This is a genomic window from Flagellimonas sp. L-11, assembly GCF_056857735.1.
On the sequence record NZ_JBSXNR010000078.1, the window covers coordinates 21045 to 34887 of the forward strand.

Genomic DNA, 13843 nt, shown 5'->3' on the forward strand with positions numbered 1-13843 from the left:
TGGATAAATGTTGTATTCGATGGGTTAGTTATGGTTTGAAAATTTCACAAAAGAAAGATTTTACCTACAGTCAATTATTGAAAAAGGAAATGATTTTTATTTTTTGACCACAACTGTGTCAGGTACTAAGCCAGTATGGTCGCCGCCATTCCTAATAACATCGCGAACTATGGAAGAACTGATATAGGATTTGCCAGAAGATGTCAATAAAAAAACCGTTTCGATTTCCGACAGTTTGCGGTTGGTGTGGGCAATGGCTTTTTCAAACTCAAAATCTGCTGGATTGCGCAATCCTCTCAATATAAAATTGGCCTCTATTTTTTTGCAAAAATCCACGGTCATTCCCTTGTAGGTGGTCACTTTGATTTTTGGTTCGTCTTTAAATGCCTCTTCTATAAATTTAACACGTTCTTCCAGAGAAAACATATATGTTTTATCCGCATTGATCCCAATGGCAATCACCAATTCATCGAATAGGGTGACTCCTCTTTTTATAATGTCGTAATGTCCTAAAGTAAGTGGGTCAAAAGAACCGGGAAACAATGCGCGTCTCATGTTGTGGAATAAAGTTTTTTAAAAATACGGTTTCTATCGCAAAGCTTCAACAATAGCGCTATCAAAAAGTGCCTCCAGGGAAATTCCTGCTGTATTGGCCTGCTGTGGCAGAAGGCTTTCCTCGGTAAGTCCCGGGGTTGTGTTTATTTCAAGCAGATGTGGTACATCACCAATAAAAATAAACTCACTACGGGTGTAGCCTTTCAATCCTAGAGTTTTGTATATAAACTCTGCCATGTGCCTTACCTTGGATTCTTGTTTTTCGGATATTCTTGCCGGTGTAATCTCCTGTGATTTCCCCATGTATTTGGCTTCAAAGTCAAAAAAATCGTTCTCCGAGATGATTTCGGTCGCAGGGAGCACAGTTACTTTATTCTGATAGGTAATCACACCAACCGATACTTCGGTGCCGTCCAAAAAAGATTCGATAATGATTTGGGTGTCCTCCTTAAAAGCATCATCAATGGCATTGGCCAAATCCTCTTTTTTGTGCACTTTGGATACGCCGTAGCTGCTGCCCGCTCTGTTGGCCTTTACAAAACAGGGAAGTCCAACTTTGTCCACAATGGCATCTTCGTCCACCGATTGCCCTTTGTTCAAATAATAAGAAGTGGCACAAGGCACGCCATAAGGTTTAAGGGTGCTCAACAAATCCCGTTTGTTAAAAGTGAGCGCAGCTTCGTAATGGTTACAGGCGGTTTGTGGAATGCCCAAAAGTTCAAAGTAAGCTTGCATTAGGCCATCTTCACCAGGGCTTCCATGGATGGCGTTGAAAACACAATCAAAATTAATCTTGTCCCTGTTGACCATGATACTAAAATCAGATTTATCGACCGGCGTCTCATTATCGGATGCATCCAAATAAAACCATTTCTCTTTGGTAATCACGATTCGGTACGCATTGTATTTTTTTTTATCCAGATATTTGTGCACCACATTTCCGCTTTTAATGGAAATATGGTACTCACTGGAATAGCCGCCCATAATTATGGCAATGTTCTTTTTCATTGACTTGTAAAATATCGCAAAGCCAAAATAAAGAAAAAAGGGTTGGCTTTCCTATATTTGTTCCGTTAAGGTGAACTACATGAAGAATTTTTTCAACTTTTTAAAAAGCAAGACTTTTTTGATTCAACTTGGATTGGCTGCAGGGGCCGTTCTGGTTTTGGTGTTTGTTGCTTTGCAATGGCTCAAAAGTACCACCAATCATGGTGAATTTGTAGAAGTGCCGGATTTTTCCAAAATGTCGGTTATGGAGATGCGAAAAGCGGTCGAGGAAGCAGGACTTAGATATCAGGTATTGGATTCTTCCAACTTTAACCCGGAGTATCCCAGGTTTTCCATTTTGGATCAAAATCCGCCCGCGGGGAACAAGGTGAAGTCAAACCGAAAAATATATTTTACGGTAAACCCTTCTGGATATAAAAAGGTGACCGTACCGGATATTATCCAAGTTACCCAACGCAATGCCGCTTCCATGCTCAAGGCCGTAGGTTTGGATGTGGAGCGCGTTACTTATATTGATGAGTTGGGCAAGGACATGGTGTACAGAATGAAATACAAAGGGAAATACATAAAACCGGGAGATAAACTACCCAAAACCTCCAAAGTGGAGCTGATTTGCGGAAATGGTACCATACCCGGTAGTGCTAGGGTACAGGCAGATTCCCAATAAACATGAACACTCCGGACAATCAAGATGAACTGTCTCAAGATGAGCTCTACGAGCATCATGGCTTTGTAGCATCCAAAGGTCAGGAGCCTTTGCGTGTGGATAAATTCTTAATGAACTTTATCGAGAACGCTACGCGGAACAAGATTCAGCAAGCTGCCAAAAAAGGTCATATTTGGGTGAACGGTTCTATTGTAAAGCAGAATTATAAGGTTAAGGCAGGCGATGAGGTTAAAGTGATGTTCGAGCATCCACCTTATGAATTTTTACTTACCCCCGAGGATATTCCCCTGGACATTGTTTATGAGGATGATGTGTTTTTGGTGGTGAACAAACCCGCAGGCATGGTAGTACATCCAGGCCATGGCAATTACTCGGGCACCTTGATCAATGCGCTGGTCTATCATTTTGAAAACTTACCGAACAATAGCTCCGATAGGCCTGGATTGGTACACCGCATCGATAAGGATACCTCAGGTTTGTTAGTGATTGCCAAAACAGAATCCGCAATGACCCATTTGGCCCAGCAGTTTTTTGATAAGACCAGTGAGCGCGAATATGTGGCCTTGGTTTGGGGCAATGTGGAAGAGGACGAAGGTACTGTGGAAGGGCACATTGCTCGAAACCCTAAAAACCGCCTGCAAATGATGGTTTTTCCAGAAGGCGACGAGGGCAAAGAAGCAGTAACCCATTACAAAGTATTGGAACGTTTTGGCTACGTTACTCTGATTTCCTGCAAGTTGGAGACAGGTAGAACGCATCAAATTAGGGTGCACATGAAATATATTGGGCATACCCTGTTCAACGACGAACGCTACGGGGGTGACAAAATTTTAAAGGGGACTACCTTTACCAAGTACAAGCAATTTGTGGATAATACCTTTAAGGTGTTGCCCAGACAGGCCCTACATGCCAAAACACTTGGCTTTGAACATCCTGTAACGGGCGAATTTATGCGCTTTGATTCCGAATTGCCCGAGGACATGGTGAACGGTATTGAAAAGTGGCGTGGCTACTCCAAGCACCACGAATCATAGCTTTCTTCAATCTTAAGATTGAAAACACCATTGGAATACCCTTCCTAAAAAGTAAAATCCTCGCTACTTTTACAAAAAATTAGAACAAGATGAAGATTGTGATATCCCCGGCCAAGTCGCTCGATTACGATACGGCTTTGCCCTCATCAAAATATAGTCAACCCCAATTTTTGGAGCAAGCGGAAAAACTGAATTCCGTCTTAAAAAAGAAAAAACCAAAGGCTTTGTCGGAACTGATGTCCATTTCCGATAAGCTAGCGGATTTAAGCTGGGAGCGCAACCAAAAATTTAAACTTCCTTTTACCGCTGACAATGCGAGACCTGCTGTGTATGCATTCAATGGCGATGTCTATCAAGGCTTGGATGCTTATACTATCCCAGAAGATAAACTGGACCGCTTGCAGGATACGTTGCGAATTTTGTCCGGTTTGTATGGTGTTTTAAAGCCATTGGATTTGATGCAGCCCTACCGATTGGAAATGGGAACGCAACTGAAAGTGGGTCGTAAAAAGAACCTGTACGAGTTTTGGAAAGATCAGATTACGGAATCCTTGAACAACGAACTAGAGGAGGACGAATTGTTCGTGAATTTAGCGAGCAACGAATACTTCAGCGCTGTGGACGATAAGAACCTCAAGGTTCCCGTGATTGCACCGGTCTTTAAAGATTGGAAAAACGATAAACTGAAAGTCATAAGTTTTTTCGCCAAAAAAGCGCGTGGTTCCATGGTTCGTTACATCTTGGACACAGAAGCCGAAACGCTGGACGATATCAAGAATTTTGACTACGATGGCTATCTTTATAGCGAGGAACATACGGTAAAGAAAAACGAACCCGTGTTCATCCGATAAAAAACTTTGGTAAAATCCGAAGTAATCTTTAAGTTAAGGTCGATTAAAGGCGTGTTGTTACGATAGAAGTGCACATGCCTTAAATTGTGATACACTTAAATTTAACCCAGAGGTTACACTTTATTCACGACCTTTGGGTGTTTGTCTATTTTTAACACTAACATAAACCAAATTCATGCAGCAGACTAAACGGTTAGAAGAGTTTAAAAAATCGGTAACCAATAAGTTCAATATCTATAACAGCCTTTTCCTAAGCTTGCCCTATAAGAATGTGGAAAATGTGGGGATTCTTATCCCGCTTTTGCTCGATCAGTGCGAGAAAGGTCTAAAGGCAGGAAAAGAACCCCAAGAGATTCTGGAGGTCTTTTTCTCCAATTTTGTGGATATTCAGGACGAACGGGAACGATTGGATTTTATGTTCAGAATTGTACAATATGTAGAGCGCCAAGTGGTGTTGTACGATAGTGTGGAAGATTCCGCATTTCCCAAACTTCAGGAGTACAGTAGTTCGTTGACCATCAAGGATTATTTTGAGTTGGTAAACCGTACCAAAAACTGGGACAAGGTCTCCAAAAAATTATCAACCTTTAGTGCGCGTATTGTTTTAACGGCGCACCCCACACAGTTTTACACCCCAGCTGTTTTGGATATCATCGCAGAGCTACGCTCGCTGATTGATGAAGATAGAATCCATGATATTGATGTGACCCTTCAACAATTGGGTTTAACCTCTTTGATCAATGCAAAAAAACCTACGCCCTTGGATGAGGCAAAAAATATCATCTACATTCTTCGTAACACCTATTATGATGCAGTTGGAGAACTTTATCAATATGTAAAAAGCAACATTAAGGATGAAAAGTTTGAGAACTACAACCTTATGAAGCTTGGTTTTTGGCCAGGGGGTGACCGAGATGGAAACCCATTTGTAACGGCCGATATTACCAAACAAGTGGCCGACGAACTCAGGCTCACCCTAATGAAGTGCTACTACAACGAATTGAAGGATCTTCGCAAGAAATTGACCTTTAAAGGCATGCAAGGTCACCTTAATGCGTTGAGCGGTAAAATGTACCAGGCCATGTTCGATCCCAGTGCGCCAATTTCCTACGAAGGCATTATTGAGCATTTAGGTGCGGTGAGAGAAGAGTTGATCGAACATTATCATAGCTTATATTTGGATGAGTTGGATCAGTTTATAGATAAGGTCCACATTTTTAAAACACATTTTGCAACCTTGGACATCCGTCAAGATCACAGCAAACACAAATTGGTGGTGGAAACCGTGCTTAAAAAGCAAGGAGCCATCAAGGAAAGTTTGGAAGAACTCAAGGAAAAGGAGTTGGTGGATTTATTGCTCCAAGGCGATTACAAACTTGATCCGAAGGATTTTGATGATGACATTGTAAAAGATACCATTCTCAACATTCAAAATTTAAAAGCAATTCAGGACAAAAACGGTGAAGACGGATGTAACCGCTACATCATCAGTAATTCAGAAGATATTTTTTCCGTGTTGTTTGTATTTGGATTGTTCAGATGGTGCGGTTGGGACGAGAAGGAAATCACTTTTGATATTGTTCCATTGTTCGAGACCATGAACGGTATGGATGCTTCCGAAGAAGTCATGCAAACCCTGTTTGATATACCACAATACAGACAGCACTTGGAGCGAAGAAGAGATATTCATACCATAATGCTCGGCTTTTCCGATGGCACCAAAGATGGAGGGTATTTAAAAGCCAACTGGTCCATTTTGAAGACCAAAGAAACCCTGAGCAAGGTCTGCAAGAAAAATGGGATCAGTGCCATTTTCTTTGATGGTAGGGGAGGTCCACCGGCAAGGGGTGGAGGTAAGACCCATAGGTTCTACGCGGCCCAGACCAAGGATGTGGCCAATCACGAGATTCAGCTTACCATTCAAGGGCAGACCATTACCAGTACCTACGGAACCAAGGAGCAGTTTATTCACAATTCCGAACAGTTGCTTACCGCGGGGCTCAGCAATAACCTTTTTGGCAAGGAACACACGATTTCTGCAGCGCAACGTAAACTTATTGAAGAACTTTCCGAACTAAGTTTTACAAAGTATGATGCGTTAAAGCAGCACGATAAATTTATTCCGTATTTGGAAAACAGGAGTACGCTAAAATATTACACCAAGGCCAATATTGGCAGTAGACCGGGGAAACGGGGCAACAAAAAGCAACTGACTTTGTCCGATCTTAGAGCCATTTCATTTGTAGGTTCTTGGAGCCAGTTAAAACAGAATGTCCCTGGTTATTTTGGTTTGGGTTCCGCCATAATGCAGTTAAAAGAGGAAGGACGATTGAACGAGGTGAAAAAGCTCTACAAAGAAGTACCTTTTTTTAAAGCGTTAATGCTAAACAGTATGATGTCCTTGGCCAAAACCAACTTTGATTTGACCAGTTATATGAAAGATGACCCCGAGTTTGGCGATTTCTGGAATATCCTTTACGATGAATTCCAATTGTCCAAAAAAATGTTGTTACAGATTTCTGGTCTAAAAATTCTGATGGAAGATGAAGCCGTTTCGAGGGAATCGGTAAAAATCAGGGAAAAAATTGTATTACCATTGTTGGTGATTCAGCAAAATGCCCTGTACCATATCACCCAAAATTCAGAATACAAAGAACTGTATGAGAAAATCGTGACCCGTTCCCTCTACGGAAACATCAATGCAAGTAGGAACTCGGCTTAGTCCCTGATTTCTTCTCGAATCTAATAATGGCAACCAGTATGGTGCAAAATTTAAAAGCATCATACTGATTGTTTATTTTTACCCAAACACGGAATATTTTCAATTTTGAGTTCGCAACTTTTTAAACACATCCATCCCTACGAACCCTTTTTGTTGTCCGAAGCCACTAAATTGATTGTGGGCACTTTGCCGCCACCCCGTTTTACAACAAGAGCGCTGAAGCCACAAGATGTTGATTTCTGTTATGGCAGTTGCAATGGACAACTTTGGCCCATTTTAGATAGAATCTTCGATTTGGGGCTGAAATATGAAACCACAAATGAAGCGGTTATGCAACGCAAGCATTTTTTGATCAAGAACAAAATTGGAGTCTGCGATATTGTGGAAAGTGCAGAACGCGAAAAAATTGATGCCTCCGATTTGGGGATGCAAAATGTGGAACTTCGTGATTTGGTCGGTTATTTGCAAGCACATCCCAACATCCAAACCGTTTTATTCATGGGCGGTAACAGCAAAAATGGCCCGGAATATTTCTTTCGCAGACAGTTAAAGGAATATGGTCTAAAATTAAAAGTTGTCTCCAATGAAGTACCCCGAATCCATCATTTGGAATTGCCTTTTGATTTAAGTCCAATGTCAGTTCGAGCGCAGTCGAGGACGGTCAAAACCGTTTCATTGACGGCGCCTTCGGGAGCTGCCAATCGTGCTGTTGGAAGTTTACAGGCCTACAAAGAGTTAAAAAACAAAAATCCTGATTTCAATACCCTTGATTTTAGGGTGATGCAGTATCGGGAGTTTTTTTAATTCATTTCAGAAGAAAGAATCCCATAAAACGCCTTAATGCCATAGGCCAACTGCCCAATTTTGATGTTCTCGTTGGGGCTGTGCTGGTTGTTATCGGGGTTTACAACGGGAACTATAAACGCGGGAATCTTCAATTCATTGATAAATGGTGAAATCGGTACTGTACCGCCCATAGTGCGTATCTGAATCACTTCTTTACCAAAACTTTGATTCAAGGTGTTCACAATAAATTTACCATAAGGATTGTCCAAATCGGTTCGGAAGGCATCTGTAACGCTACCTTCTTCCACGGTTACAATTTTATCAAACTGCATACGCTCTTCTTTGGAAGGAATATGATTCAATACTATGTATCCCTGCTTGGTGATATGGTCCTTTACCAAGTTTTTAAGACGGTTTCCATCACTCTCTACTACCAATCTCAAATCCAGTTCAGCGATAGCACTTTCGGGAACAATGGTCCGTGCTTTGTTACCAACCCAGCCCGAGCCCAATCCACGAATGTTCAAGGATGGGTATTGTAAAGCCTCTTGATAATAACCGCCCACTTTTTCGGCAGTTTTAAACTGAAGTTTTTCAGCAATCGCCTCGTCACTATCAGGAACACTTTTTAGTATGGAATCGGTTTTTCCGTCAATGGAAATACCATCGTAATAGCCGGGAATGGTCACCCTACCTTCGGTATCTTTCATGGTAGCCAGCAACTGTGCCAACTGAAACCCGGGGTTTGGTGCATAATTGCCGTAATGTCCACTGTGTTGAGGTTTAATGGGGCCATAGGTGGTAAGTGTCAAGGTGGTGATGCCTCGACATCCATAAACCACCGTTGGGTTTTCCGAAGCATGAACAGGTCCGTCCACGATCATCAAAAAATCGGATTCCAATAGTTCGCGGTACTGCTTAACGGCAGCTGGCAAGGGTTTGCTGCTCTTTTCCTCTTCACTGTCCAAAATCACTTTTATGTTAAAAGGAATTTCTTTGCCATCTTTCTTTAATAAATCCATAGCGTTCAAGAGCATCACAATAGGCGATTTATCATCAGAAGTTGACCGTCCGAACAAGCGCCAGTTGTAATTAATGTCATCCCCCAGTTCATCAAAAGAAACCGTTTCAAAAGTATCATCGCTGGGCTTTTTTAAAACCACTTGATAGGGATTGGGTTGGTCCCATTTGGATGGGTCTACGGATTGCCCATCAAAATGCATGTAAATGAGTATGGTGGGTTTTTCACCGCTCACTGGCGTGGCCGCAAAAAACAGGGGAAGCCCTTCTGTGTCCAAAACGGCAGTATTGAAGCCTCTATCACCAAATTTACGCTTCAACCACATGATGTTGCGGTCTATATCAGCAGCATCCAAAGCGTCGTTGGGAATGGCGATAAATTCCCGAATTTCGTTAATGGCATCGGCCACTTGCGATTTTACGGCTACATCATCCTGCGCGAAAAGGGAAAAAGTAAGTGATAGGCAAACTAGGGATAGTATTTTTTTCATGAGACAGATCAGCGTTGATTTTAAAAGCTGAAATTTAACGAATTTGCTTCACAAAGTCACTAATACCATCCACTCCATTTGCTGTTATATGTTTGATGAAAGCCGAACCAATGATAGCTCCTTTGGTTTTTTTAGTCGCTTGCTCAAAAGTTTCGGCATTGCTAATGCCAAACCCAACAATTTGAGGGTTTTTCAACTGCATATTGGCAATACGCTCAAAATAGGCTGATTGTTCCGCTCCAAAACCTTGTTTGGCACCGGTGGTGCTCGCAGAACTTACCATATAAATAAAACCTTCGGAGGCATCATCAATAGCTTTGATACGCTCGTCGCTCGTTTGCGGGGTGATTAAAAAGACGTTGATCAGTCCATGTTTTTTGAAAATGGCTTCGTATTCCTCTTGATATTCATCCAAGGGCAGATCGGGCAGAATGAGTCCATCAATACCAATTTCTTCACATTTAGCGCAGAATTCCTCCACGCCATATTGAAGCACGGGGTTGAAATAACCCATTAGGATCAAAGGAATGTTGACCGATTTGCGGATATCTTCCAGTTGTTCAAAGAGTAATACCGTGTTCATTCCATTTTTAAGGGCAGTTGTGGAACTTTCTTGTATGGTCGGTCCATCGGCCAAAGGGTCACTGAACGGCAGTCCTATTTCGATGAGGTCGACCCCGCTTTTTTCTAAATCTTCGATGATTTTTACGGTATCGTTCAAATTGGGATAACCTGCCGAAAAGTATATGGAGAGAATTTTTTTGTCCTCTTGTAGTTTTTGTTTGATCCTGTTCATTTTAATTTTTCATTGGATTCCTGCTTTCGCAGGAATGGACATTAAATTATAACTTAAAATAATCAATATAGTTCTGCAAATCTTTGTCGCCACGCCCGGATAGGTTGACCACCACCACATCATCTGGATTAAACTTCCTTTCTTCAAAAATGGCGAGAGCATGGGAAGTTTCTATTGCTGGTATGATACCCTCTAGTTTACAAAGCTCCAAGCCGGCCTTCATAGCATCATCATCGGTAATGGAAATAAATTCACCCCTGCCAGACGCGTACAAATGTGCATGCATGGGCCCAACACCCGGGTAATCCAATCCTGCCGAAATGGAGTAGGGTTCTGTAATCTGCCCATCTTGGGTCTGCATCAACAAGGTTTTACTACCATGGATAATGCCTACTTTGCCCAAAGCGGAAGTGGCAGCACTTTCACCAGAATCAATGCCTTTTCCTGCAGCTTCCACGGCAATAATACCTACGTCCGGAGTATCCAGATAATGGTAGAACGCACCCGCAGCATTACTTCCACCACCTACACAGGCTACCACATAATCAGGTTTTTCGCGACCTTCTTTTTCCCGAAGTTGATTTTTGATTTCTTCGGAAATCACGGATTGAAAGCGGGACACCATGTCAGGATAGGGGTGAGGCCCTACTACGGAACCAATAATGTAATGCGTGTCCACGGGATTGTTGATCCAGTCGCGAATCGCTTCGTTGGTGGCATCTTTTAAGGTTTTACTGCCCGATGTGGCCGGTCTAACCTCGGCCCCCAACATTTTCATTCGTGCCACGTTCGGGGCTTGGCGGGCAATATCAATCTCACCCATGTATACAATGCACTCAATCCCCATAAGGGCACAAACGGTAGCTGTTGCCACACCATGTTGTCCAGCACCTGTTTCAGCAATAATTCGGTTTTTGCCTAATTTTTTGGCCATCAGAATCTGGCCAATGGTGTTGTTGACTTTATGGGCTCCGGTATGGCACAAATCTTCCCGTTTCAGATAGATTTTCGTGTTATATTTTTCGGATAGACGGTTGGCGAAATAAAGTGGTGTAGGCCTGCCCACATAATCTTTTAGCAATTGGTGAAACTCTTCCTTGAACGAAGGTTCTTCCATGATGCTAAGGTAGTTTTGTCTTAGCTCCTCGCAATTGGGATATAACATTTCGGGGATAAATGCTCCCCCAAACTCTCCGTAATATCCCCGTTCATCAGCATGATAACTCTTCATAGATTTATTTTTTTAGTTGCGACCGCTCTCTAGCGATTCAATGAATATTTTTAAGTCTTCTATATTTTTTAATCCGGGTGCTCGTTCAAATTTGCTGTTCACATCAATGGCGAAACAGTTTTTGGAAGCTGGACTGTTTAAAAACTCTTGTAATTTTTCTTTGGAATCCAATCCAATGCCACCACTTAAAAAGTAGGGTTTGTTGGATGGGTAGTTTTCCAAAACCGACCAGTCAAACGCATAGCCATTGCCGCCCGGAAGCTTTCCTTTGGTGTCAAAAAGAAAATAATCGCAATCCTCTTCATAATCTTTCAATAGATCAAAATCAAAATCATCCTTGATGGAGAATACTTTAATAATCTTCAGCTTTGTCAGGTCTAGCGCAGTCGAGACCACATTTTCGTTTGATTCCTTTTGATTTCTCGACTGCGCTCGAAATGACAGAAAGCTGTCTTTTAATGCTTTGCAATACTCGGCACTTTCCTTCCCGTGGAGTTGCACAGCATTCAATTCATACTTCTTTACTCTTTCCAAAACCTCTTCCAAAGGCGCATCCACAAAAACGCCCACTTTTTTAATGGAACTGGGCAATACTGGCATTTCTCCCGAAAAATATCGAGAGGATGGCTCCCAGAAAATAAACCCCAAATAATCGGGCAGCAATTTTGCCGCCTCGGTTGGATTGTGGTTCATGCCGCAGATTTTTAGTTTCATAGTGCTGTTCTTTGCTCTTTCGAACTATCAGATTGGTCGTCGTCGAAATATCGTTTATACGATTATCTTATCAATAAATTTTTTTGCATTTTCACCCGGATTGTCCGTCTTCATAAAATTTTCCCCGATCAAAAAGCCTTTATAGCCAAACGCTTTTAAATCCCGAATGGCCTCAACCGAACTAATGCCGCTCTCGGAGACTTTCACAAAATCATCAGGTATTTTAATCGACAATGATTTGCTGATGTCCAAATCAACTTCAAAAGTTTTGAGGTTGCGGTTGTTTACTCCCAAGATGTCCAAACTAGGCATTAGGGACTTTTCAAGTTCTTCTTCGTTGTGTACTTCAAGCAATACATCCAGTCCTAGATCTTTGGCCAATTTGGACAAGGTTTTTATTTCTTCTTTGGATAAAATAGCAGCAATCAACAAAATTACGTCTGCACCGTAAGCTTTGGCTTCCACGATTTGATATTCATCTATGATGAACTCTTTTCGCAAAATGGGAATGTTGGTGGATGCCCTTGCCAGAACCAGATCATCCAACGAGCCTCCAAAGTATTTGCCATCGGTAAGTACGGACATGCCACAGGCCCCTGCATCGGTATACCCTTTGGTTACGTCCTGTACGCTCAAATTTTGGTTGATAACGGATTTGGAAGGGGAACGGCGTTTGTGTTCGGCTATAATGCCCGAGTTGCTCTTACGCAATACTTCTGCCAAGGAGACGGAGGTGCGCTCCATCATTACCGAGGCCTCCAATTGGGTCAGGGTGATCAGCGATTTTTTTAAATCGACTTCTTGGCGTTTATCGGCTACTATTTTGTCTAGTATGTTCATGTTGTTTTTGTTATCCCACACCTGATGCGGGATCTATTTTTTTATTGACTCCTCCTTTCACAGGAACGACAATTAGCTTGTTTTTACTTTTTACTCAATTCCTGTATTTTTTTTAAAGCTTGTAAACCTTTGCCACTAAGCAACGATTCCTTTGCTTTTTCAAAACCTTCTTTTGGGGTAATGCCCTTCACGGTGGCAATGGCTACCCCTGCATTGGCGCAAACCACGTTATTTTGGGCATCGGTGCCTTTTCCTTGCAAAATATTCATGAATATCTGAGCCGAATCGGCCACATCTTCACCACCGACAATATCTTGTTGTGAAACTTTATCCACTCCAAAATCAGTAGGCTTCAATATGGCTTCGGTATTGTTGGAAATGGTCTTGGTGTCACCCGTCAACGAGATTTCATCATACCCATCCAACGCATTTAAGATGGTGAACTTTTTATCTGTGTTTTGATAGAGGTATCCATACATTCTGGCCAATTCCAGATTAAATACTCCTACCATTTGATTTTTTGGAAATGCAGGGTTTACCATAGGTCCCAACATATTGAAAAATGTTTTCACCGCCAACTCCCTTCGGATGGGAGCCACATTTTTCATGGCGGGGTGGAAGAGTGGGGCGTGCAATACACAAATACCAGCTTCCTCGATGGTTTTCTTTAGAAAATCAGCCTTATTACTGAATTTGATGCCCAAGAATTCCATTACATTGCTACTACCACATTTGGAGGAAACCCCGTAATTTCCGTGTTTGGTCACATGAATTCCAGCTCCGGCTGTCACAAAAGAGGCCAAAGTGGAAATGTTGAAAGTATCCTTGCCGTCACCGCCCGTTCCGCACAGGTCGATTGGGTCGTATTCAGCAAGGTCAACGGCCAAGCAAAGTTCCAAAAGGGCATCGCGAAAGCCTTCCAGTTCTTCAATGGTCACGCTCCGCATCATGTACACGGTGAGGAAAGCCGCAATTTGTGAGGTGTTGTATTCTCCTTTGGCAATGTTTACCAAAACCTGCTTGGCTTCTTCCTTGGGGAGAATTTCGTGATTGATGAGTTTATTTAATGTCTCTTTCATTGTTCTTCTTTGTCAATCCTGCACGTCGGCCTTGCTCGGCACAAACTCC

Annotated in this window: 13 protein-coding genes; 5 read left to right on the plus strand and 8 right to left on the minus strand. The window is 42.2% G+C overall.

All coding sequences use genetic code 11. From position 1 onward, the window contains the following. Nucleotides 1–96: 96 nt before the first annotated feature. A complete protein-coding gene (gene coaD, locus AC13CC_RS15810) occupies nucleotides 97–555 on the minus strand; it encodes a pantetheine-phosphate adenylyltransferase (protein WP_326278821.1) in 459 nt (152 codons plus the stop codon). Nucleotides 556–588: 33 nt separating this feature from the next. Then, a complete protein-coding gene (locus tag AC13CC_RS15815) occupies nucleotides 589–1563 on the minus strand; it encodes a D-alanine--D-alanine ligase (RefSeq protein WP_482876300.1) in 975 nt (324 codons plus the stop codon). A gap of 79 nt (nucleotides 1564–1642) precedes the next feature. On the opposite strand from AC13CC_RS15815, the gene AC13CC_RS15820 reads away from it, so the two are divergent. The 5 genes from AC13CC_RS15820 to AC13CC_RS15840 all read left to right on the plus strand — a co-directional run bounded on the left by AC13CC_RS15820 (nucleotide 1643) and on the right by AC13CC_RS15840 (nucleotide 7641). After that, nucleotides 1643–2230, plus strand: coding sequence for a PASTA domain-containing protein (locus AC13CC_RS15820; RefSeq protein ID WP_482876301.1), 588 nt, complete (start codon nucleotides 1643–1645; stop codon nucleotides 2228–2230). A gap of 2 nt (nucleotides 2231–2232) precedes the next feature. Then, nucleotides 2233–3264: an RluA family pseudouridine synthase gene (locus AC13CC_RS15825; protein ID WP_482876302.1), complete on the plus strand. Its 1032-nt coding sequence runs from the start codon at nucleotides 2233–2235 to the stop codon at nucleotides 3262–3264. An 89-nt stretch (nucleotides 3265–3353) separates the two neighbouring features. Next, a complete protein-coding gene (gene yaaA, locus AC13CC_RS15830; protein WP_482876304.1) occupies nucleotides 3354–4115 on the plus strand; it encodes a peroxide stress protein YaaA in 762 nt (253 codons plus the stop codon). Nucleotides 4116–4290: 175 nt separating this feature from the next. Beyond that, nucleotides 4291–6837 carry a phosphoenolpyruvate carboxylase gene (locus tag AC13CC_RS15835; RefSeq protein WP_482876305.1) on the plus strand — a complete coding sequence of 849 codons (2547 nt, stop codon included), beginning with the start codon at nucleotides 4291–4293 and terminating at the stop codon, nucleotides 6835–6837. 105 nt (nucleotides 6838–6942) lie between these two features. Then, nucleotides 6943–7641 carry a uracil-DNA glycosylase family protein gene (locus AC13CC_RS15840; protein WP_482876306.1) on the plus strand — a complete coding sequence of 233 codons (699 nt, stop codon included), beginning with the start codon at nucleotides 6943–6945 and terminating at the stop codon, nucleotides 7639–7641. Here AC13CC_RS15840 and AC13CC_RS15845 read toward each other — a convergent pair. The 6 genes from AC13CC_RS15845 to trpD all read right to left on the minus strand — a co-directional run bounded on the left by AC13CC_RS15845 (nucleotide 7638) and on the right by trpD (nucleotide 13794). Next, nucleotides 7638–9134 (minus strand): M20/M25/M40 family metallo-hydrolase, encoded by a 1497-nt coding sequence (locus AC13CC_RS15845; protein ID WP_482876307.1) that lies wholly within the window; start codon nucleotides 9132–9134, stop codon nucleotides 7638–7640. The genes AC13CC_RS15840 and AC13CC_RS15845 overlap by 4 nt on opposite strands. Nucleotides 9135–9168: 34 nt before the next feature. Beyond that, entirely contained in the window at nucleotides 9169–9930 is a 762-nt protein-coding gene (gene trpA, locus AC13CC_RS15850; RefSeq protein ID WP_482876308.1) for a tryptophan synthase subunit alpha, read from the minus strand. Between the two features lie 46 nt (nucleotides 9931–9976). Continuing rightward, the gene (gene trpB, locus AC13CC_RS15855) at nucleotides 9977–11161 is read right to left on the minus strand and encodes a tryptophan synthase subunit beta (RefSeq protein WP_326278830.1); all 1185 of its coding nucleotides are present in this window, start codon (nucleotides 11159–11161) and stop codon (nucleotides 9977–9979) included. A 12-nt stretch (nucleotides 11162–11173) separates the two neighbouring features. Further along, entirely contained in the window at nucleotides 11174–11875 is a 702-nt protein-coding gene (locus AC13CC_RS15860; RefSeq protein WP_482876309.1) for a phosphoribosylanthranilate isomerase, read from the minus strand. A 54-nt stretch (nucleotides 11876–11929) separates the two neighbouring features. Beyond that, complete coding sequence (gene trpC, locus AC13CC_RS15865; RefSeq protein WP_482876311.1) at nucleotides 11930–12715, minus strand: indole-3-glycerol phosphate synthase TrpC; 786 nt, start codon at nucleotides 12713–12715, stop codon at nucleotides 11930–11932. Nucleotides 12716–12798: 83 nt separating this feature from the next. Continuing rightward, on the minus strand, nucleotides 12799–13794 hold the full coding sequence (gene trpD, locus AC13CC_RS15870) for an anthranilate phosphoribosyltransferase (RefSeq protein ID WP_482876312.1): 996 nt from the start codon (nucleotides 13792–13794) through the stop codon (nucleotides 12799–12801). Nucleotides 13795–13843 lie beyond the last annotated feature (49 nt).

Coding starts and splice junctions, on each gene's coding strand:
- coaD (WP_326278821.1), bottom strand. CDS start 555: ATGAGACGCGCATTGTTTCCCGGTTCTTTTGACCCACTTACTTTAGGA.
- AC13CC_RS15815 (WP_482876300.1), bottom strand. CDS start 1,563: ATGAAAAAGAACATTGCCATAATTATGGGCGGCTATTCCAGTGAGTAC.
- AC13CC_RS15820 (WP_482876301.1), top strand. CDS start 1,643: ATGAAGAATTTTTTCAACTTTTTAAAAAGCAAGACTTTTTTGATTCAA.
- AC13CC_RS15825 (WP_482876302.1), top strand. CDS start 2,233: ATGAACACTCCGGACAATCAAGATGAACTGTCTCAAGATGAGCTCTAC.
- yaaA (WP_482876304.1), top strand. CDS start 3,354: ATGAAGATTGTGATATCCCCGGCCAAGTCGCTCGATTACGATACGGCT.
- AC13CC_RS15835 (WP_482876305.1), top strand. CDS start 4,291: ATGCAGCAGACTAAACGGTTAGAAGAGTTTAAAAAATCGGTAACCAAT.
- AC13CC_RS15845 (WP_482876307.1), bottom strand. CDS start 9,134: ATGAAAAAAATACTATCCCTAGTTTGCCTATCACTTACTTTTTCCCTT.
- trpA (WP_482876308.1), bottom strand. CDS start 9,930: ATGAACAGGATCAAACAAAAACTACAAGAGGACAAAAAAATTCTCTCC.
- trpB (WP_326278830.1), bottom strand. CDS start 11,161: ATGAAGAGTTATCATGCTGATGAACGGGGATATTACGGAGAGTTTGGG.
- AC13CC_RS15860 (WP_482876309.1), bottom strand. CDS start 11,875: ATGAAACTAAAAATCTGCGGCATGAACCACAATCCAACCGAGGCGGCA.
- trpC (WP_482876311.1), bottom strand. CDS start 12,715: ATGAACATACTAGACAAAATAGTAGCCGATAAACGCCAAGAAGTCGAT.
- trpD (WP_482876312.1), bottom strand. CDS start 13,794: ATGAAAGAGACATTAAATAAACTCATCAATCACGAAATTCTCCCCAAG.